At 71.8% G+C, this 19,849-nt stretch carries 17 protein-coding genes; 9 read left to right on the plus strand and 8 right to left on the minus strand.

Going from position 1 to position 19,849, the window contains the following annotated elements; translation table 11 throughout:
* The first annotated feature begins 149 nt into the window (after nt 1–149).
* Nucleotides 150–1,091 carry a ThuA domain-containing protein gene (locus ETD85_RS04470; RefSeq protein WP_138688299.1) on the plus strand — a complete coding sequence of 314 codons (942 nt, stop codon included), beginning with the start codon at nt 150–152 and terminating at the stop codon, nt 1,089–1,091.
* A gap of 27 nt (nt 1,092–1,118) precedes the next feature.
* Here ETD85_RS04470 and ETD85_RS04475 read toward each other — a convergent pair whose 3' ends face one another.
* On the minus strand, nt 1,119–1,556 hold the full coding sequence (locus ETD85_RS04475) for a MarR family winged helix-turn-helix transcriptional regulator (RefSeq protein ID WP_138688300.1): 438 nt from the start codon (nt 1,554–1,556) through the stop codon (nt 1,119–1,121).
* A 94-nt stretch (nt 1,557–1,650) separates the two neighbouring features.
* On the opposite strand from ETD85_RS04475, the gene ETD85_RS04480 reads away from it, so the two are divergent.
* The 7 genes from ETD85_RS04480 (at nt 1,651) to ETD85_RS04515 (ending at nt 11,564) form a co-directional block, all read left to right on the plus strand.
* The gene (locus tag ETD85_RS04480) at nt 1,651–2,013 is read left to right on the plus strand and encodes a VOC family protein (RefSeq protein WP_138688301.1); all 363 of its coding nucleotides are present in this window, start codon (nt 1,651–1,653) and stop codon (nt 2,011–2,013) included.
* Between the two features lie 145 nt (nt 2,014–2,158).
* Nucleotides 2,159–4,396 carry a GH92 family glycosyl hydrolase gene (locus tag ETD85_RS04485; protein ID WP_276617168.1) on the plus strand — a complete coding sequence of 746 codons (2,238 nt, stop codon included), beginning with the start codon at nt 2,159–2,161 and terminating at the stop codon, nt 4,394–4,396.
* The gene (locus ETD85_RS04490; RefSeq protein ID WP_138688303.1) at nt 4,393–5,667 is read left to right on the plus strand and encodes a glycosyltransferase; all 1,275 of its coding nucleotides are present in this window, start codon (nt 4,393–4,395) and stop codon (nt 5,665–5,667) included. The genes ETD85_RS04485 and ETD85_RS04490 overlap by 4 nt, the downstream gene beginning before the upstream one ends.
* Before the next feature lie 72 nt (nt 5,668–5,739).
* Nucleotides 5,740–6,219, plus strand: coding sequence for a formylglycine-generating enzyme family protein (locus ETD85_RS04495; protein WP_138688304.1), 480 nt, complete (start codon nt 5,740–5,742; stop codon nt 6,217–6,219).
* 825 nt (nt 6,220–7,044) lie between these two features.
* Nucleotides 7,045–9,198, plus strand: a complete 2,154-nt coding sequence (locus ETD85_RS04505) for a transglycosylase domain-containing protein (RefSeq protein ID WP_170246493.1) — start codon at nt 7,045–7,047, stop codon at nt 9,196–9,198.
* 458 nt (nt 9,199–9,656) lie between these two features.
* Complete coding sequence (locus ETD85_RS04510) at nt 9,657–11,048, plus strand: ATP-binding protein (protein ID WP_138688307.1); 1,392 nt, start codon at nt 9,657–9,659, stop codon at nt 11,046–11,048.
* A 174-nt stretch (nt 11,049–11,222) separates the two neighbouring features.
* Nucleotides 11,223–11,564, plus strand: a complete 342-nt coding sequence (locus ETD85_RS04515) for a hypothetical protein (protein ID WP_138688308.1) — start codon at nt 11,223–11,225, stop codon at nt 11,562–11,564.
* On the opposite strand, the gene ETD85_RS04520 is transcribed toward ETD85_RS04515, so the two are convergent.
* A complete protein-coding gene (locus tag ETD85_RS04520; protein WP_138688309.1) occupies nt 11,533–12,324 on the minus strand; it encodes an SAM-dependent methyltransferase in 792 nt (263 codons plus the stop codon). The two genes, ETD85_RS04515 and ETD85_RS04520, sit on opposite strands and share 32 nt — an antisense overlap.
* 136 nt (nt 12,325–12,460) lie before the next feature.
* On the opposite strand from ETD85_RS04520, the gene ETD85_RS04525 reads away from it, so the two are divergent.
* A complete protein-coding gene (locus tag ETD85_RS04525) occupies nt 12,461–13,012 on the plus strand; it encodes a CGNR zinc finger domain-containing protein (protein ID WP_206058072.1) in 552 nt (183 codons plus the stop codon).
* A gap of 178 nt (nt 13,013–13,190) precedes the next feature.
* Here the strand turns inward: ETD85_RS04525 and ETD85_RS04530 are convergent, their stop codons facing one another.
* From ETD85_RS04530 to ETD85_RS04555, 6 genes are all read right to left on the minus strand, one after another.
* Entirely contained in the window at nt 13,191–14,057 is an 867-nt protein-coding gene (locus ETD85_RS04530) for a hypothetical protein (protein WP_138688311.1), read from the minus strand.
* 134 nt (nt 14,058–14,191) lie between these two features.
* A complete protein-coding gene (locus tag ETD85_RS04535; RefSeq protein ID WP_138688312.1) occupies nt 14,192–15,787 on the minus strand; it encodes an FGGY family carbohydrate kinase in 1,596 nt (531 codons plus the stop codon).
* A complete protein-coding gene (locus ETD85_RS04540) occupies nt 15,780–16,733 on the minus strand; it encodes a transketolase family protein (protein WP_138688313.1) in 954 nt (317 codons plus the stop codon). The genes ETD85_RS04535 and ETD85_RS04540 overlap by 8 nt, the downstream gene beginning before the upstream one ends.
* On the minus strand, nt 16,730–17,620 hold the full coding sequence (locus ETD85_RS04545) for a transketolase (RefSeq protein WP_206058073.1): 891 nt from the start codon (nt 17,618–17,620) through the stop codon (nt 16,730–16,732). Before ETD85_RS04545 ends, ETD85_RS04540 begins: the two co-directional genes overlap by 4 nt.
* Nucleotides 17,617–18,630, minus strand: a complete 1,014-nt coding sequence (locus ETD85_RS04550; protein WP_138688314.1) for a sugar phosphate isomerase/epimerase family protein — start codon at nt 18,628–18,630, stop codon at nt 17,617–17,619. The genes ETD85_RS04545 and ETD85_RS04550 overlap by 4 nt, the downstream gene beginning before the upstream one ends.
* A 55-nt stretch (nt 18,631–18,685) precedes the next feature.
* Nucleotides 18,686–19,795 (minus strand): aldo/keto reductase, encoded by a 1,110-nt coding sequence (locus ETD85_RS04555; RefSeq protein ID WP_138688315.1) that lies wholly within the window; start codon nt 19,793–19,795, stop codon nt 18,686–18,688.
* Nucleotides 19,796–19,849 lie beyond the last annotated feature (54 nt).

A 19,849-nucleotide genomic window follows, 5' to 3' on the forward strand; every position in this document is an offset into this window, starting at 1 on the left:
CTAATGGACCACTAGATCCACTTAACGGACGCACCTTAAGTCCGATCGCGCGGTGAAGGCAAGGCTTGTCCCGGCGAAGATCCGTGGTTACGCTCAAACCCCTGAGTGGACCAACCGATCCGTCTAGCGGATCGCAGCGTGAGGTGCCCATGCGTAGCAAGCTCTCCATCGCCGCCGCCACCGGCGCGGCCGCACTCCTGCTCACCGCCACCGCTCCCAGCTCCGCCGCCGCTCCGCAGGGGGCGCAGAACCTCGGCGATCCCGACTACGGCGTCTGCCGCGGCACCGATCCCCGCTGCTACCACGACTGGGGCAACTTCGACCCGGCCAAGGGCTACCGCCTGCTCGTCTACAGCCGCACCGCCGGCCCCCGCCACGCCCACCTCGGCACCCCGCTCGCCCCCGGGCTGAACCCGCCGCTCAACGACGACAACGTGGCCGTCAAGGCGGTCGTGCGGCTGGGCCAGGAGAACGGCTTCGCCGTCGACTACACCGAGGACGTCACCCAGCTCTCCTCCGCCGGGCGGCTGCTGAACTACAACGCGGTGATGTTCCTCAGCACCACCCGCGACACGCTCGACGACGCCGCCCAGACCGCGCTGCGCCAGTACGTCCGCGCCGGCGGCGGCTTCGTCGGCGTGCACAACGCCTTCGGCACCGAGTACAACTGGCCCTGGTACGAGGGCCTGCTCGGCAACGCCAACTTCTACGACCACAGCGCCAACCAGCCCGGGACCGTCGTCACCGTCGACCGGCGCGACGCCTCCACCCAGGGGTTACCCCGGACCTGGGCCTTCTCCGACGAGTGGTACAACCTCGTCCCGTACCCCACCCGCGTGCGCGTGCTGGCCGAGGTGGACGAGAGCACGCTGGCCCGGGGGGTGCGCGGCAACCTCGGGCACCCCGGCCACGGCGACCATCACCCGGTGAGCTGGTGCCAGTACTACGACGGCGGCCGGGCCTGGCTCACCACCCTCGGCCATGACGTCAAGGCGTGGACGGACGAGCCCATGGAGGGCGACGGGTACTTCGTCCAGCACTTGCTGGGCGGCGTCAAGTCCGTGCTCGGCATGGCCCCCTTCTGCCGCTGACCCTTCTGTCGCTGACACCGGCCGGGCTCACCTCCTGCCGTCGGCGGCCAGCGCGTCGATGCAGGCGGCGAGCGCGCCCGCCAGGCGGGCCCGGGCCTGGGGCGCGAGGCCGGCGAGCATGCGTGACTCGACGCCGTCGACCGCGGCGCCGGCGGCGTCGAGCAGGTCCCGGCCGCCGGCCGTCAGCTCGGCCTGCAGCACCTTCCTGTGCTGCGGGTGCGGCCGGCGGCTCAGCAGCTTCCGCTCCTCCAGCTCGCGCAGCACCACGTTCATGCTCTGCGGGGTCACGAACGCCCGGCGGGCCAGCTCGGCGTTCGACAGGCCGGGCTCCTCGCCGAGCGCCGTGAGCACGGCGTACTGCGGCACGGTGAGCCCGTGCGGGGCGAGGGCGGTCACCATGGCCTCGTGCAGCACGATCTGGGCCCGCTTGATCAGATAGCCCGGCCGGGCCGTGGTTCCGCTCATCGCATCTCCTTGCATGTATCAGTCTGTCTGATACAGTGTCAGGCAGACTGATAACACCTTACCAGTCGTCCCCGATCATTCACAGGAGCATGCGTTGCCCGCCATCGGCCCCGACTTCATCGCCCTTCAGGTCCGCGACCTGGAGGCCTCCGCCGCCTTTTACACCACTCATCTCGGCCTGGACCGGGCGCCGGTCAGCCCGCCGCACGCCGTGGTCTTCGCCACCGAGCCCATCGCGTTCGCGGTCCGCGAGCCGGCCGTCGATCTCGACGCCGTCGACCGGCTCGGCTGGGGCGTGGCGCTGTGGCTGGCGGCCGACGACCCGCAGCGGCTGCACGACGAGATGGCCGCGGCCGGCGTGCCGATCCTGACCGAGCCGTTCGACGGGCCGTTCGGGCGCACGTTCGCCTTCGCCGACCCCGACGGCTACTCCGTCACGATCCACGGCCGGGGGTGACCGCCGGCGAAATTCGATGAAGTGCGGGTCGCAGGTCTGGGTATTGAGTAACTGGGCGCCTTTTCTCTTTCACTCGGACGCTTGACCAAGGAATTCATCTCGTTGAAACCTATGCAGACCTCGCGCTGGGTAGAGTCCCGCCATCCTGAACAACGTTGACCCCTTCATCGGCACCGCGGCGACCGATCTGCCTGGCGCGCGCGGTCTGGCCGCCACTTGGTGGTGGCCGAAACCCCAGGTAGGCAACACGCACCCCGGTGCCACGTCGCCGCTGGGCATGGTGTCGGCCTGCGCCTATTCCGGCGCGTACCCCACCGGGTACGGCCGGTACACGAAGAACACCGAAGGCGTGCCCGAGGAAATGTTCGAGCGGGTGCAAGCGTCCGGATTCACCCATTTCCAGCAGTCCGGCACCGGCGCGATCCGCAAGTACTACAACTATGTCCGGGTCACCCCGATGGTGCAGCCGCTGGACGCGCTCGGAGACGCCTGGCAGCTGCGTGACGAGGTGGCGGAGGCGGGCTATTACGCGGCCACCCTCGACACCGGGGTGCGCTGCGAGCTCACGGTCGGCCCCAAGGTCGCGGTGCACCGGTACACGTTCCCCGAGCACAGCAGCGCCCGCGTGGTGATCGACCTGTCCTGCGGCGGCCTGGCCAGCGAGCTCGGCCGCACCGTGCCGGTCCGGGCCCAGGTGGAGAGCATGGGCCACGGCCGGGCGCAGGGCACGGTGGTGATGGAGGGCGTCCCGCTGTCGGTGTACCTGGACGTCGACAGCCCGGGCTGGCGGCAGATGCTCTGGTACGACCGGCGTCTCATCGACGGCGGCACCCGCCTGGACTTCGACAGCATCCGGCACACCACGCTGCGCCCCTTCGGCATGCTCTTCATGGGCCCGGCCGCGGCGGGGCAGACCATCGAGGTGCGGCTCGGGTTCTCGCTGCGCGGGTGCGAGCAGGCCCGCCAGAACCTGGAGCGCGAGTGCGGGCACGCGCAGCAGGCGTTCGACACCGTACGCCTGCGCACCCGGGCCCGCTGGGGCGAGCACCTCGACCGGGTCCAGGTCGAGGGCGGCACCCCGGCCCGCCGCACCGTGCTCGCGACGTCGCTCTACCACGCGCTGATCAAGCCGTGCGTAGCCGACGACGAGAGCCCGTTCTGGCCGACCTCGGGGCCGTTCGCCTTCGACGTCTGCACCATGTGGGACATCTACAAGACCCAGCTCCCGCTGCTGGCCGCGATCGTCCCCGACCGGGCCGCGGACCTGCTGGAGTCGCTGATCAGGGTCTGCGAGGAAGAGGGCAACTTCCCCATCGGCTACCGGATGTCCCGCGGCGCCGACCGGTTCTTCCGCCAGGCCAGCGCGCTCGCGCACACCATGCTGGCCGACGCCCACGCGCTCGGCTGGGCCCGCCTGGACTGGAACTGGGCGCTCGTCCACATGGCCGGCGACCTGCGCCGCATGTACGGCGAGGACTTCTACGAGCACGGAGTGGTGCACCCGATCACCCACACCCTCGACCTGGCCTACGCCCACCACTGCACCGCGCAGGTCGCCAGGGCGCTCAACGACCGCCGCCTGGCCGACGACCTGGAGGAGCGCGGTAACCAGTGGCTGAACGCCTTCGACCCGGACACCGGGCTGCTGCGCGACTCGGAGTTCTACGAGGGCGGCAAGTGGAACTACTCCTTCCGGCTGCTGCACGACATGGCCGCGCGGATCGCCCTGGCCGGCGGCGACAAGTCCTTCATCGACAAGCTGGACCGCTTCTTCGGCTTCGGCGCCGCACCGGTGCGGCAGCCGGGCCGGCGCCCGCGGACGACGGAGATGCTGGCCGGGTACGCGCTCAACCGGTTCGAGGGGCTGAACAACGAGCCGGACATGGAGGCCCCGTGGGCCTACCACTACGCGGGCCGGCCCGACCGTACCGCTGAGGTGGTGCAGGCGGCGCTGACCTGGCAGTTCGGCACCGGGCCCGGTGGCCTGCCCGGCAACGACGACTCCGGCGGCCTCAGCTCGTGGTACGTCTGGGCGTCGCTGGGCCTGTTCCCGATCGCCGGCCAGAACCTGTTCCTGATCAACGCGCCCGCGTTCGAGCGGGCCGTGCTGCGGGCCGGCGGCAACGAGTTCGTCATCGAGACCAGCGGGCACCGCGAGACGCCGATCGGGGTAGAGGGCCTCGACCGTGACCCGCCGGTCCAGTACGTCCAGTCGGCGACCCTCGACGGCGAGCCCCTGCACGCGACGCACCTCAGCGCCGCCACCGTGCACCGCGGTGGCCGGCTGCACCTGAAGCTGGGCCCCGAGCCGTCGGCCTGGGGCCGGGAACGCCGCCCGCCGTCCCTATCCGATCCGCCCACGACACCGGAGGAAGCGCGATGACTCACCCCCCTCGTCGTCTCGTCATCGTGGTCAGAGCCGACCCGGTCATCTGCGGGCACTCCGGTGAGGCCCGCAACCTCGCCGAGGTCGCGCTGACCCGCGGGTTCTCCGACGTACGGCTGCTGACCTGGCCGATCCCCGCGCTGCAGGCGGCCGGGCTGCCGCTCAAGCCGCTGGACCGGCTGCTGCCGTACAGCCCGGGGATCACCGTGGAGCGGCCGGAGCCGGTCGGGGACTACCGGGTGCCGGACGGACGCCATCAGGCCGGGCTCACCGGGCGGCTGGTCGAGCTGCTCGCCGAGCCGTTATCCACGGTCTGCCTGTCGATGTACCTGATGCCGCACACCTCGGTGGTCATCGACGCGGTCGCGGCCGCGCGCATGGCGGGATACACCCCCGACGTGCACACCGTGGCGAAGGCGGTCGGCTCCGACGTGACCAACGTGATCCGGTCGTGCCTGCGGGAGGGCCGGTTCGGCGCGGCGACCGTGCTGTTCACCACGTTCCTGGCCAACGACGAGGTCGTCGCGGTCTCCGAGTACACCCGTGAGGAGATCGTCGCCTCGGCCGAGCAGGTGGACGCCGTCTGCGGCACCACGTTCGCCGAGCAGTGCCGGCGCCGCGTGAGCGTCAGCTACCCGCCGATCGACTCCGCCGCCTTCCTCGACCCCGACCCGGCCCAGGTGGACGCCGCGCTCGCGCGCCGCGGCCTGGAGCGTGACGGATACGTCCTGTTCCTGTCCCGGGTGACCAAGGCCAAGGGGATCGACGACCTGCTGGCCGCCTTCCGCCGGATGCGCTGCAGGTCGCGCGTGAAGCTGGTCGTCGCGGGCACCGGGCCGATGCTGGCCCAGGCGCGGGCGATGGCCGCGGACGACGACCGGGTGGTCTTCCTCACCGACGTGGACGACCGGGAGAAGCCGCTGCTCATGCGCGGCTGCGCGGCCTACGCCCTGCCCACCAAGCCCGAGCCCGACTTCGTCGAGACGTTCGGCATCGCGCTGGCCGAGAAGATGCTGGCCGGCGGGGGACCGATCGTCACCACGACGACGGGCGGGACCCTTGAGGCGGTCGGCGACGCCGCCGTCGTCATCGAGCCTGGGGACGTCGCCGCGCTGGTCGCGGCGGTGGACCGGGTGGTCCTGGACATGTCCGCGGCCGAACGGCACGACCTGGAGCTCCGCGCCCGCACCCGCGCGCTGACCTTCGACCGGGCCGTGGTGTTCGACGGCCTGTTCCCGCAGGAGGAGCCCGCCGTCGGGGTCCTGTAGCACCGGACGTCCCGGCGTCAGCCGCCCGGCGATCGGCTGTCCTGGCTGCGTCAGCCGCCCAGCGAGCGGCTGATGAGCCGGGCCGCCCGCAGCACGTCGTCCTCGATGCGGTCCATCTCGGCGTCGCTCATCCGGCTGCCCGCCCGGCCGACCCTCGGCGACCACCCCCGTGGTCCAGGTCTCGTGGCACGACGCCCCACCCGCAACACGCTGGACGACGGCTACCTCACGACCGCGCCCGTCCGCACGTACCGGCCCAACGGGTACGGTCTGTGGCAGGTCTTGGGCAACGTGTGGGAGTGGTGCGCCGACTGGTCCGACCCCGGCTACTACGACAGGTCGCCATCCGGCAATCCCAGGGGGCCCGCGGCAGGCGCCGCCCGGGTGCTGAGGGGCGGGTCGTACCTGTGTCACGACTCCTGCTGCAACCGTTACCGGGTCGCCGCCCGATCGGCCAACACGCCCGATTCCGCCATGGGCAACGCGGGCTTCCGCACGGCCGGGGACACGGTCGGGGACACGGCGGGGGATATGGCCGCAGCCGCTCGGTAGGACGCGAATGCGGGGAAACTCCGCGTCTGAGTTGTTGATGTCTGCCAAGGTTGTCGTTGATATACCTGTTGGTCTCTTTCGTCCTCGGAACAGGCGACCCGCCGAACCGGTCCGGCTCCTCGCCGGCAGGTTCCGGGGACACGGTCCATTCCGGGAGCCGGGCCCCAGCGTGAGGGGGGTGCGCTCTCCGCCTGCCGATGGCGTCTTAGACCACATCGCCGGATGACTGAACAAGGACCCGTGAGTAACAGCAGCTATGACCCGGAGCAGACCGGCCGCCCCGAGGACTCCGAGGGGCGGCCCGGCCCATCGGCTCGTCCGGGGAGGCGTCATCGCTCGTCCCAGGGAACCACGCCCAGCCACGACTCCTCCTCCCGCGCCGAGACTCCACCCCCGAACCAGCCCCCGGACCGGGCGCAGAGCCAGCCCCCGGACCGGTCGCAGCACCGGGCGGAGCGGGGCCGGCCGAGCTCCTCGGTTCCACCGCCGGCCCGTCCGGACGGACCCGGGCGGAGCGGTGGGACTCCGGGAAGTTCACGGGGAGGGCGGCGCCGCGCCGTGCAAGGCGAGGACGCCCCGGCGAGGGCTCAGCGCCAGCAGCCGGGTCCCGGCCGCCGCAGGAGCGGCTCCGGGGGCACCGGCGGACCGGACGGCCCCGGCAGGCCCAGCGGCCGTGGCGGGCCGGGCGGACCGGGTGGCGAGGGTCCCGGTGGTCCCGGTTCCGGCGGTCCTGGTGGTCCCGGGGGCCCTCGCGGAGGATCGGACGAGGAGGACGGCCGCCCGATCCGTACCGGCTGGAAGCGTTTCATCCCCAGCTGGAAGATCGTGGTTCTTAGTTGCACGGTCCTGGCGGCGGGTCTGTTCGGCATGATCATGGTGGCGTACGCCAACACCCCGCTGCCGCTGCAGACCCAGCAGCAGGCCGTCGAGCAGGGCAGCATCATCTATTACCGGGACGGCAAGACCGAGATCGCGCGGCTGGGCACCAAGCGCGAGATCGTCCCGATCTCCAAGATCCCGCGGCATGTCCAGGACGCCTTCATCGCCGCGGAGAACCGCACGTTCCGCACCGACCCGGGCATCTCGGTGTCGGGCATCCTGCGGTCGGTGTGGAGCACGGTGACCGGCCAGCAGGTCCAGGGCGGCTCGACGATCACGCAGGAGATGGCGCGGGGCTACTACGACGGACTCAGCCAGGAGCGGACACTCCAGCGGAAGGTCAAGGAGATCTTCGTGGCGATCCGCGCCGGCAAGGAGATGTCGAAGGACCAGATCCTGGCCAACTATCTCAACACGATCTACTTCGGCCGGGGCGCGAACGGGATCCAGGCCGCCGCCCAGGCGTTCTTCGACAAGGACGTGGACAAGCTGACCCCCGCCGAGGGCGCCTACCTGGCGGGCCGGATCCAGAGCCCGGACGCGTTCGACCAGGCGGAGGCGAAGAAGAACTGGGCGCCGACCCGGGAGCGGTTCACCTACGTCGTCGGCGGCCTGGCGATCGTCGACCCGGCCGCGTACGGGCAGCTGCCGAAGACGGCGAAGTTCCCCAAGCTCGCCAGGCTGGAGAAGAAGGAGACGCTCAAGGGCATCAACGGCTACATGGTCGACATCGTCCAGCGGGAGCTGGAGAAGCGGAAGATCTCCAAGGAGAGCCTGCGCAGCGGTGGCTACCGCGTGACGACGACGTTCGACAGGAAGCTGATGCTGGCCGCGAAGAAGGCGGTCGAGACCAACCTCGCCGGCGTCGGCGACAAGCACATCCGCGCGAACATGGCCGCCGTGGACCCGCGCAACGGGCGGGTGATCGCGTTCTACAGCGGCCGCGACTACCTGAAGAGCTTCACCAACAACGCCTTCGACGCCTACAAGCAGGCCGCGTCGGCCTTCAAGCCGTACGTGCTGGCCGCCTGGCTGGAGAACGGCTACAGCCTCAAGAGCTACGTGTCCGGGAAAGGGCCGGTCACGCTGCCGGGCACCAAGCCGATCGGGAACTCGCACGACGTGGGCGCGGCCGTGCAGATCGACCGGGCCACCGCCGACTCGGTGAACACGGCCTTCGCCACGATGGCCCAGGAGGTCGGCCTGAGCGAGGTCGAGAGGATCGCCGAGGGCGCCGGGATCGACAAGCAGGACCTGGAGAAGGCGATCAAGGACCACGCGTACGGCATGTCCATCGGCGCCGGCCTGGTCACCCCGGTCGAGCAGGCCGCCGGATACGGCATCTTCGCCAACGGCGGCCTGCACTACGACGCGCACGTGGTCGCCTCGGTCAAGACGTTCCAGGGAGCGACCGTCCTGAAGGAGACCGGCCAGTCGAAGGCGGTCATCAGCCCGGAGAGCGCCGCCGACGCCACGTACGCGATGCAGCAGGTGGTCAAGTACGGCACGGCCAGGGGGACCGCGCTGCCCGGCGGACGTCCGATCGCCGGCAAGACCGGCACCAACAACGAGAACAAGGAAGCCTGGTTCGTCGGCTACACCCCGCAGCTCTCCTCGGCCGTCGGGATGTACAAGGAGATCCCGCAGACCAACCCGAAGACCGGGAAGGTCATCAGGGACGCCAACGGCTACCCCCTGCCCAAGGAGGTCTCCCTCGGGAACATCCAGGGTGCCGGCACGCCCACCAAGATCTGGCGCGACTTCATGACGATCGCGATGGACGGCAAGCCGGTCGAGCCGTTCCCGGCACCGGCCTTCGGCGGCCAGACGCACGACCTGGTGCAGAAGCCGGCGCCCAAGCCGACCCAGGACCCGTCCGAGGGCGACGACGACGTCAGCGGCGACCCGGCCTGCGCCGCCGACCCCGCCTGCAGCAGCGGTGACCCGGACACCGACGGCTCGGACGGCTCCGACGGCTCCGACGGCGACACCGCCACGGACGACGACCCGCTCGGCGACGACGGAGACGTGACGCTGAACGACGACGGCTCCAACGGCACCACCACCTCGGACACCACCCAGCCCTCCGGCGGCGGATGAGGGCAGCCTTCCTTCCGGACGGCACAGCACGCGACCCAGCGGGCGGCGCAGCGACAGCTTGACGCCACGGCCGCAGCGGCAGCTTGACGCCACCCCGCCGGGTCGCCGCGCTCCTCGTGCCGCGCCTCGTACCGCGAGACCTGCGGGGACGCGCAGAGGGGGGCGCGGGTGGTGAGGGTCCTGCCGGTGGCGTCGGCCGACTTTCGCGGCCAGGGTCGCCGCCGGCGCCTTGCCGCGCTCGGCCCATCCACCAGCGCGCCCAGCGGGTTCGACGGCGCACGGGCCGGAGAGGATCGCGGATCGACGGAGAACCTGGCCGGGTCCGCGGCTCCCCGGATGGACGAAGCGTTGCCGGGCCCCGATATACGTCCCGTACACGCTGGTGAAACGGCCTGCTTGGGGCCTTCGGTAGGGTCGCGGTCAGGACTCGCGTACGCCTTGGGGGGAGGTGCCGCGCCATGCGGCTGTTCGGGCGGGAAGCCGAGCTGAAGATCCTGACCGAGCTCATCGACGGGGCCGGGGACCACAGCGGCGTTCTCATCCGGGGCGAGGCCGGCATCGGGAAGTCCACGCTCGTGGCGGAGGCGGTCGCCGCGGCGCGGGCCGCTGGGCTGCGGGTGCTGACCACGACGGGCGTACCGGCCGAGCACGACCTCGACTACGCAGGGCTGCACCAGCTGCTGCACCCGGTCAGGGCAGGCGTGGACGCGCTGCCGGCGCCGCAGCGCGCCGCCCTGCGCAGCGCGCTCGGCCTCGCCGAGGCGACCGATCCCAGCCTGTACCTCGTCGCCATGGCCGCGCTCACCCTGCTGGCCGAGGTGGCCGCCGACCGGCCGCTGCTGGTCGTCGCGGAGGACGTGCACTGGCTCGACCGCGCCAGCGTGGACGTCCTCGCCTTCGTGGCACGCCGGATCGAGTCCGAGCCCGTCGTCCTCGTCGCGACGCTCAGGGAGGGTGAGCGCTCGCCCATGCTGGACGCCGGGCTGTTCCCGATGGCCGTCCAGCGGCTCTCCGACGAGGCCGCCGCCGAGCTCCTGGACACGGCGGCTCCCGGCCTCCCCGCGCCGACCCGTACCGCGCTGCTCGTCGCGGCGCTCAACCAGAGCGACTCGGCCGCGGAAACGCTCGCGGCCACGCGGCTGATCCTGAGGTCGGCGGCCGAGCCGGGCGCCGTCGGGCCGGGTGCCCACGCGTTGGACGCACTCGCGCTGGACGTCCTTGCGCCGGCCGTCGATGCGCGGTTGATCGAGCTCGGCCTGGGTGCGGTGACGTTCCGGCACCCCCTCATGCGCTCGGCCATTCCGGCGGCAGCCACGCTCGCCGAGCGCCGTCGTGTGCGCGCACGCGCGCCACACCACCGAGGACCTCCTCCGGGCGGTGGTGCCAGCCGGGCGGGCGGAGGAGCTGTTCGACTGGCTCGGCGCGCAGCCGTACGTCGAGACGGCCACCACGGCCTGGAGATCAACGGGGTGCTGCGCGAAGCCCTCGACCACCACCTGAGGTGGCGCGACCCCGCGGGGTACGAGCGGATGCACCGGCGGATCCGCCGCTACGTCATGGGCGAGCTCCTGCGCGACGCCCGCGAGCCGCACGCGAGCGCGGCGGTCATGCGGACGATCGGCCATCTGCGCCGCCGGGGCGGGGTCGCGCACCGGTACGTCTCCAGGGCGGCGAGGAGGACGTACGCGCGGCCAGGGCTACCCCGGCCGACCACGACGAGCTCGTCACCATGGCGCACGAGACCCACGGCGAGCTCGCCGCCGCGTCCGTCCGGTTCTGGCTGGACCGCAGCCCGGAGGCGTTCCACCTGCTCAGATGCCGGAAGAGCAACCGGCTGCGCGCCTACCTGAGCTGGCTGACCCTGCGGCGGCCGGAGCCGGAGGAGCTGGCGGCGGACCCGGTCGTGGCGGACATCTGGCACGACGTGAGCCGCCGGATGACGGTCCCGGCCGGCGCGCACGTCGCGGTCGCGCGGCACCTGATCTGCCCGGCCTACGAGGCGAAGCCGTCCCCCCATCACGGACATGTTCCAGGCGCGGATCATGCGGGGCTGGCTGCACTCGCCGGGGCTGGCGGCGTCGTACCTGGTGGTGTCGAACGGGCCGCTGTGGCGGCCGTGGATGGACTATCTGGGCCAGTACGAGCTGGAGGGCGGCCGCGCGGACTACCCGTACGCGATCTTCGGCCACGACTGGCTGGCCGGCCCGCCGGCGGAATGGCGCGATCAGCACCTGGACGAGGAGCTGTGGGTGGACCGCCACCCGCCCTGTTCGTGCGCCAGGACGGGTCCGCCCGCTGAGCCGCGGGTGACCCCGCCGCCCCACCCGCTTCGGGTCAGGGCTTGCGGGCGATGCCGCCGAACATGAGACGCTGCCCCACCGTCAGCTCCTCCGGCACGGCGGTCTCGGGACGCCACGCGGGCAGCGGCACGACCCCCGGCTCCACCAGCTCGTACCCGTCGAAGAAGGACGTGATCTCCGCGACGGTGCGGAACCTGCCGGTGCCGAGGAGCGCGAGGTACTTCTGCTCCGCCTCCCGCGACTCCTGGCTGGAGGCGCAGAAGTGGGTGATGAACAGGTGGCTGCCGGACGGGACCGCGGCCATGTAGGCGTCGACGATGCCCTGCGGATCCTCGTCGTCGTGCAGGTGGTGCAGGATGCCGACCAGCAGCACGCCGACCGGCCGGCCGAGGTCCACGAGCCGCTTGACGGCCTCGTCGCCGAGGATCGCCGCCGGGTCGCGCAGATCGGAGGTGACCACGGCGGTGTGCTCGTTCTCCGCCAGCAGGGCCTTGCCCTGAGCCCGCACCATGGGGTCGTTGTCGACGTAGACCACGCGCGCGTCGGGGTTCGCGCGCTGCGCCACCTGGTGGGTGTTCTCCACGGTCGGCAGGCCCGAGCCCAGGTCGAGGAACTGCGTGATGCCCTGCTCGATCAGGAACCGGACGCCGCGGCCCAGCATCTGGCGGTTGTAGGTCGCCACGTCGTAGATCTCGGGGACGACCTTGACGATCTCCGCGACGAAGGCGCGGTCCACCTCGAAGTTGTCCTTGCCCCGCAGGACCACGTCGTAGGCCCTGGCGATGCTGGGTCGGGTCGTGTCGATCTCGTCTGACGTGCCGGCCACGGGGGTGCCCTTCGTCGAGGGGGTCGATCAAACGATCATAAAGCGACCGTGGCCGGGGGCAAGAGCAAGGCGAGTATCACCGGCTCAAGTGGTGACGGCGATTGCGGGACTTGGCGTCACCTGTCAAGCTGGTGATGTGAAGCATGTGTTCCTGTGTGGCAATCCCGCGCTCGACCTCGCCTGCACGCTGCGCGCGCGCCGCACGGCGCCCTTCGAGACGCTCGACGCCCCGGACCGGCTCGGCGCCTGGTACGTGGAGTCCGGCCTGGTGGACGCCCTCGCCCCCTGTGAGGAGTCGGATCTCGCCCTGGCGGTGGAGGTGCGGGAGGCGATCTACGAGCTGGTCACCGCGCGGCTCGCCGGCGACGGGTACGACGCCGAGGCCCTGTCCCTGGTGAACGAGACGGCCCGCAGGCCTCCGGCGGCACCCCAGCTCACGGCGGAGGGACGGTGGGTGGAGGCGACCCCGGCGCAGGCGCTGTCCACCGTGGCCCGGCACGCCGTCGAGCTGCTCAGCGGGCCGGAGGTGCCGCTGATGAAGGAGTGCGCCAACCCGGAGTGCACCAAGATCTTCATCGACCGCTCGCGCGGGGGGCGCCGGGAGTGGTGCGGCATGGAGTCCTGCGGCAACAAGGTCAAGGCGGCGGCCTACCGGGCGCGCAAGAAGGAGGCCCAGACAGCAGGCTGACCCGCCGGCCGCCGATGCCTGGACCAGCGGCTATGCGGTCGGGCCTTAACCCGGTCCGGTCGGCTGTCCCGGGGGCGCGCGGTCGGCGCTGACCTGCACTATCGTGGAGCTGAGTCCGGCACACTGATCCTGTGCCGGACTCAGCTCACGATCGCGGGCCGAGCGTCCTGCGGATCGCCTAGCTCTTGCTCCAGATCGACGCGATGACGCCGTCCTCGGCGCTCAGGATCTGCGGCCGGTAACCCAGCGCCTTCAGCTGTGCCGACTTGACCGTGTAGGTCACCTTCGACAGGCTCAGGTACTCCTTCAGGCCGGTCGTGCTGCCCTTGCTCCACACGGTGCTGTAGAGCTTGCCGGGCCCGACGGCCATGAGGACCGGGCGCAGGCCCTGCCGGGTCTTCGCCAGCAGCTCCGCCCCGCGCTGCTCGACGGTCTGGCCGAGGGTCACCTGGACGGTGCCCGCGACGGCGCCGGTCACCCAGACGGCCGCGTAGAGGGGCCGCTCCACCGTGCCGTACACGTCCAGCGAGGCGATGCTGTAACCGGCGGCGGCGAGCTCGGCGTTGACCTTCGCGAAGGTCTCCTTGGTCAGGCTGAGCTCGGACTTGACCAGCTGCGTGGTCCTCTCGAAGACCGCCGCGAAGACCGCGCCCGGGCCCGAGCCGGTGGCGGTGATCAGCTTCGGCTGGTAGCCCGCCTTCAGCTGCTCCTGGATGCGCGCGGGCAGGTCGGTGGCGGACAGGCCCTGCAGGACGTTCACCTTGCGGGCGGTGTCCTTGACCCACAATGACGTGTACTGCGGGTTGGCCGCGTTCGTCACGTTCAGTGCCGAGGGCACGTAGCCCTTGCCCAGCAGCTCCTTGACCCGCTGCACCAGCTTGGTCCCGCTGAGCGCGTCAAGGGAGAGCCAGTGCAGCGCCTGGGTCTGAACGGCCTGGGGGGTCGTGGCGGGCTGGGCCATCGCCGGGGTCGAGAGGGCCAGCAGGGGTGCGGTCGCGGCCGCCACCGCTGCGGTAAGGACGGCTGCCTTCTTGGTGCTCCTCATGCTCCTCCTAGGGAAGTAAAGGTCATCCCAATTGCGGACAAGACGGGACCATAACAGAGCATGAGTGGGAGGCAACCTACCGTTACCGTGATCGTGACAAGGCTGTGTCAAAACTCTTCACATTTGAGGATTACTCATCTTTGTTGGAGCGAGCCGGCCCGGTGCGGCGCCGCCGGGCTGGGGAGTGAGCGGCTGACCGCGGCCCTCCAGGCGGCCCTCCTGGCGTCGCGGTCGGCGGAGGCGGTCGCGGGCCGGAACGTGTCCGCCGGCGGCCGCCGTTCCTCCAGGCCGGCGCGGGTCCAGAGGCCGGCCGCGAGACCGGCGGCGCAGGCCGCGCCCAGGCAGGACAGGTCGTGCTCGCCGGATCTGGCCACGGTGCGGCCGCTGAGGTCGGCCTGGAGGCGCATCATCCGGTCGCTGCGGGTCAGCCCGCCGTCGGCCAGCAGCACCTCCACCGGCCCCGAGACTCGTTCGACGGCTTCGACCACGTCCTCGACCTGGAACGCGACCGCCTCCAGCGCGGCGGCGACGAGCTGCGGCCGGCCGGTGCCCAGCGTCAGGCCCGTGACCAGGGCCTCGGCCTCCGGCTCCCACCAGGGGGCCCCGAGGCCGCCGAACGCGGGCACGAAGCGCACCCCCTCGGGCGCGCCGTCCGGGGAGGCGTCCAGCTCGGCCAGCAGCGCGTCGGACGTGGTGCGGAACAGCTCGGCCAGCCAGGTCAGGGTGCGGCCGGTCGCGCGGATGTTGCCCTCCGCGGCCGGCACCGGCCCGTCGCCGACGTCCCACGCCACACTCCGGCACAGCCCCGCCGTCCCGCCCGCGTCCTGGCCCGCGCCCCTGCCCGGCCCGGCCGCCCCGTCGGCGTCCTGCCTCGCGTCCCTGTCCGGCTCCGGATCCGGGAACCGGCTTGGGGTGGCGATGGACATGACCGAGGAGCCGGTTCCGTACGTCACCTTGACCACGCCGGGCCGCCAGCCGCAGTGCGCGAACATGGCGGCGTGCGAGTCGCCCAGGACCGCCAGCACCGGCACCCCGTCCGGCAGCGGCGGCAGGCCGCGGGCGGCCGGGAAGGGCCCGCACGAGGGCACGATCCGGGGCAGCACCGAGCGCGGGATCCCGAACAGGGCGAGCAGTCGCTCGTCCCAGCCGCCCGTGGAGACGTCCATGAGCTGGGTGCGCGAGGCGTTGCCGACCTCGACCACGTGCTCGCCGCCGAACCGGCTGAGCAGCCACGAGTCGACGGTGCCCAGGCACAGCTCGCCGGCCAGGGAGCGCCGCCGGTCGGGGTCGCAGGCGTCCAGCAGCCAGCGTCCCTTCAGCGCGGAGAACATCGGATCCAGCGGCATCCCGCTGACCGCCCTGACCAGGTCGCCCGCGCCCTCGGCGGCGAGCTCGGCGCAGTCGGCGGCGGTCCGCTGGTCCTGCCAGCTCACGAGGGGCCGTACCGGCCGCCCAGTGTGGCGCTCCCACAGCACGAGCGACTCGCGCTGCGTGCTGAACGCCACGCCCGCGACGCGCCCGGCCAGGGCGGGGTCCACGCAGGCGGCGACGGCCCGGCGCACGCTCTCCCACAGCTCGTCCGGCGACTGCTCCACCCAGCCCGGCCGCGGGTGGCTCTCGGTCAGCGGCGCCGCGCCCCGCGCGACGACCGCGCCGCGGCCGTCGACGAGCAGCGCCTTCGTCGAGCTCGTCCCCTGGTCGACGGCCAGGATCAGCGGGCCGCTAGCCACGGCGGAGCAGATCGCGTACGGCCGCCGCGATGCCGTCGGCGGACAGCCCGAAATAGTCGAGCAGGAACCCGTTGTCCCCGGTGGGAGCGAACACCCGGGGCACGCCGAGTATCCGCATCGGCCCGGGATGCAGGGAGACGACCGCGGCGGCCACGGCCGCGCCCAGGCCGCCGCTGGTGGTGGCCTCCTCGGCGGTGACGATGCCGCGCGTCTGCCGGGCCGCCGCGACGACGGCGTCCTCGTCCAGCGGGTCGAGGAAGGGCATGTTGAGCACCCGTACGGACACTCCCTCGGCCTGGAGCCGGTCGGCGGCCAGCAGCGCCCGCGAGGTGAGCGAGCCGATCGCGATGACGGTGACGTCGTCGCCGCCGCGCATGACGACCGCCCGGCCGGGGGCGAACGGCGCGTCGGCGGGCGTCACCTCGGGCACCTTGAAGCGGGGGATGCGCAGGTAGGAAGGACGCCCCGAGGCGGCGGCCCAGCGGACGGCGGCCCGGGTCTGTACGGGGTCGCACGGGACGATGACGTCGAGCCCGGCGATCGCCCGCACCCACGACAGGTCCTCGATGGAGTGGTGGGTGGGGCCCAGCTCGCCGTAGGCCATGCCGGGGCTCTGGCCGCACAGGACGACGTGCGCCTCGCTGTAGGCGACGTCCGCCTTGATCTGCTCCAGCGCCCGCCCGGTCAGGAACGGCGCGGCGGCGCACACGTACGGGATCTTGCCGGCGTTCGCGAGACCGGCGGCGATGCCGACCATGTCCTGCTCCGCGATGCCCACGTTGAACATCCGGTGCGGGAACTCCGCCCGGAAGCCCGCCAGGTTGCTGGAGCCGACGGAGTCGTTGCAGACCGCCACGACCCGCTCGTCCTGCCTGGCCAGCGCGATGAGCTCGCCGGCGAACGCCTGCCGGCAGTCGAACACGGCCTGCTCCTCGGTCACCGTCATCCGGCCAGCTCCGCGAGCGCGGCCCGGACCTGCGCGGGATCGGGCACCTTGTGGTGCCATTCGACCCGGTCCTCCATGAAGGACACGCCTTTCCCCTTGATGGTGTTCGCGATGACGGCCACGGGCCTGCCGGTCGCCGAGCCGGCCAGCGCCTGGCGCAGCGCGAGGTGGTCGTGGCCGTCGACCTCGCGCACCTCCCAGCCGAAGCTGTGCCACTTGCCGGCCAGGGAGTCGAGCCGGTTGGTCTCCTCGGTCCTCGCACCCTGCTGGAGCCGGTTGCGGTCCACGACGGCGGTCAAGCCGGCCAGCTCGTGGTGCGCGGCCGCCATGGCGGCCTCCCAGTTGCTGCCCTCCTGGAGCTCGCCGTCCCCGAGCACGACGAACGTGCGCCACGGGACGCCGTCCAGCCTGGCGGCCAGCGCGCAGCCGGTCGCGACGGGCAGCCCGTGGCCGAGTGCGCCGGTGTTGGTCTCGATGCCGGGCACCCTGACCCTGTTGGGATGGCCGTTCAGCGCCGACAGCGGCGCCATGAACGTCTCCAGCTCGGCGGGTGCGAAGAAGCCGCAGTGGGCGAGCGTGGAGTACAGCGCCGCCGCGCAGTGGCCCTTGCTGAGGACGAAACGGTCGCGGTGCTCCCAGCGCGGACGCTCGGGATCGACGGACATGACGCCGTAGAAGCAGGTCACGAGGATGTCGGTGACGGACAGGTCCCCGCCGATGTGGCCGAGCCCGGCCCGGTCGATCATCGTGACGATGCTCCTGCGCACGTCGGTGGCGATCCGGCCCAGCTCGGCGGCGGCCTGCGGCGCGGCGCTCTCGCGGATGCGCCTGGCGGTCTCCCGGTACGCGGCCGCCGCGGCCGGATCCGCGGGCAGCAGCGCCATCATTCCTCGCCCATGACCGTGAGCAGGGCCTTCTGCGCGATCCGCTGCGCGCCCAGCGCGTCCTGCGCCCGCTGGGCGGCTTCGAGCGCCTGCCGGTCCACCTGGGCGAGCGCGCGATGGATGGCCTTCATCACGCGGATCCCGGCGCGGGCCGCCTCGACCGAGTCCTCGCGGAACGGGAACTGGTCGAGCTGCCAGACCCCGTCCCAGCCGGCGTCGGTGAGCGCGTGGAAGAACTCGAACGTCTCGGTCAGGTGCACCGAGCCGACCACCATGTCGTCGTCCCAGCCCCGGTAGTTGTCGTTGACGTCGATGGCGAACAGCCGGCCGCGCGAGATCGCCAGCCGGGCGGCGTCGGCGGGGGACTCGCCGCCGTACAGGGAGTGCCCGAAGTCGAGCAGGACGCCGACGTTGGGCAGGCCGATCTCCTCGATGCCGAGCAGCGTCTTGGCCATCGAGGAGAACACCATGCGGTTGCGCGGCTCGCGCGGCTTGTACTCGATCGCGAAGCGCAGGTCGGGGAAGGCCGTCGCGAGCTCGCGCACCGCGTCCAGCGACCATCGCCACAGCTCGCCGTGGTCGGCCTGGAACGGGTAGTCCCAGCCGTCCTGCCCCGGCCACAGCTTCACGTAGTCGCAGCCGAGCCGCCTGGCCGCCTCGGCCCCCTCCGAGACCAGCTCGACCGCCGCGCGGCGCACCTGCGGGTCGGGGTTGGTGAACGCGCCACGGGAGAAGCGCCGGGTGTAGATCTCGGGCGTGACCGCGATGGCGCGCAGGTCCTGGCTCTTGAGCGCGGCGGCGACCTCGTCCACGGTCAGGCCGGGCGGGTCGAAGGGGTAGGTCAGGTCGACCACGGACAGCTCGCCGACCTGGCCGGCTCGCTCAATGGCCTGCAACGTCGTCACGGGCGGGCCGTATCCGTCGGTGGCATAGCGATCCACGTAGCGGCCGAAGTGCCAGATGCCGGCGCCGAACTTCGGGTACTGAATATCTATTCCACTCTGATTAGCCATACTGAGAAGTTATGTCGGCCCCGGGGTCCTGTCAATGAGGTGTTCGGGGGTCGAGTCAATCGCTGTTCTCCGGTGCCCAGTTGCGCACGGGTGGGGCGTATCCGGCGGGCTTGTCGCCGACCTTGACGCCGGGGTTGACCAACCAGCTCTGATAGCCGGGCGTGAACATCCGGTAGACCGACGCGGGCGGCACGGTGCCGGCCTCGTCGAGCCGGGCGCGCAGCTCGGCCGGCAGCTCGAAATCGAGCGCGCCCAGGTTGGCGTCGAGCTGGCTCGCGCTGCTCGCCCCCACGATCGCCGAGGCGATCCCCGGCTGGGTGGCGACCCAGTTCAGTGCGGCCTGCGCCATCGTCACGCCGAGCTCGCCCGCGACGCTTTCGAGCGCCGCCAGCAGCCGCCAGTCCCGATCCGTCCACGCTGGCCCGGCCTGGCCCGCGTCGCCGAGCCGTCCCTCTCCGGCCAGGCCCCGGTCCGCAGGCCGGTACTTGCCGGTGAGGAAGCCGCCGCCGAGCGGGCTCCAGGCGGTGATGCCGAGCCCCAGGGTCTGTCCCATGGTGACGTGCTCCTGCTCGATCGTCCGGTCGATGAGGGAGTACGGCAGCTGCAGGCTGACGACGGGCGCGAGGGCGTGGGCCTCGGCGTAGGTCTGGGCCCTGGCGGCGTACCAGCTGGGCACGTCGGACAGGCCCGCGTAGCGGATCTTGCCGGCGGTGGTGAGGTCGTCGAACGTTCGCATGACCTCCTCGACGGGGGTGATCCGGTCCCAGGTGTGCAGCAGGAACAGGTCGAGGTAGTCGGTGCGCAGGCGGCGCAGTGACGCCTCCACCGCTCTGATCATGTGCTTGCGGCCGTTGCCTCCCGCGTTCGGGTCCCCGGGGGCGACGCTGTTGGTGAACTTGGTGGTCAGCACCACCTTGTCGCGCACCTTGGCCTCCGCGACGAGGTTGCCGAGGATGGTCTCGCTCTCGCCGGCGGTGTAGAAGTCCGCGGTGTCGATGAAGTTCCCGCCTGCTTCGAGGTAGCGGCGGAAGATGGGGCGCGCTTCGTCCTCGGTCTTGCCGTACGCGGCGTGGAAGCCGCCGGTGCCGAAGTTCATCGTGCCCAGCGACAGCCGGCTGACGCGCAGGCCGGAGCGGCCGAGCAAGTAGTAGTGGTCCAGCGACATGAGGGTGTCACTCCGTTCTGAGATGGGTGGCCCTCCCTGCTCTCGCGGGCGGGC

Source organism: Nonomuraea zeae, from assembly GCF_005889725.1.
Classification (GTDB): domain Bacteria; phylum Actinomycetota; class Actinomycetes; order Streptosporangiales; family Streptosporangiaceae; genus Nonomuraea; species Nonomuraea zeae.

Excerpts from the sequence above, each read along its gene's own strand:
- ETD85_RS04470 (WP_138688299.1), top strand. The coding sequence starts at position 150 with ATGCGTAGCAAGCTCTCCATCGCCGCCGCCACCGGCGCGGCCGCACTC.
- ETD85_RS04510 (WP_138688307.1), top strand. The coding sequence starts at position 9,657 with ATGCGGCTGTTCGGGCGGGAAGCCGAGCTGAAGATCCTGACCGAGCTC.
- ETD85_RS04555 (WP_138688315.1), bottom strand. The coding sequence starts at position 19,795 with ATGTCGCTGGACCACTACTACTTGCTCGGCCGCTCCGGCCTGCGCGTC.
- ETD85_RS04475 (WP_138688300.1), bottom strand. The coding sequence starts at position 1,556 with ATGAGCGGAACCACGGCCCGGCCGGGCTATCTGATCAAGCGGGCCCAG.
- ETD85_RS04515 (WP_138688308.1), top strand. The coding sequence starts at position 11,223 with ATGTTCCAGGCGCGGATCATGCGGGGCTGGCTGCACTCGCCGGGGCTG.
- ETD85_RS04540 (WP_138688313.1), bottom strand. The coding sequence starts at position 16,733 with ATGACGGTGACCGAGGAGCAGGCCGTGTTCGACTGCCGGCAGGCGTTC.
- ETD85_RS04550 (WP_138688314.1), bottom strand. The coding sequence starts at position 18,630 with ATGGCTAATCAGAGTGGAATAGATATTCAGTACCCGAAGTTCGGCGCC.
- ETD85_RS04545 (WP_206058073.1), bottom strand. The coding sequence starts at position 17,620 with ATGATGGCGCTGCTGCCCGCGGATCCGGCCGCGGCGGCCGCGTACCGG.
- ETD85_RS04495 (WP_138688304.1), top strand. The coding sequence starts at position 5,740 with ATGAGCCGGGCCGCCCGCAGCACGTCGTCCTCGATGCGGTCCATCTCG.
- ETD85_RS04490 (WP_138688303.1), top strand. The coding sequence starts at position 4,393 with ATGACTCACCCCCCTCGTCGTCTCGTCATCGTGGTCAGAGCCGACCCG.
- ETD85_RS04530 (WP_138688311.1), bottom strand. The coding sequence starts at position 14,057 with ATGAGGAGCACCAAGAAGGCAGCCGTCCTTACCGCAGCGGTGGCGGCC.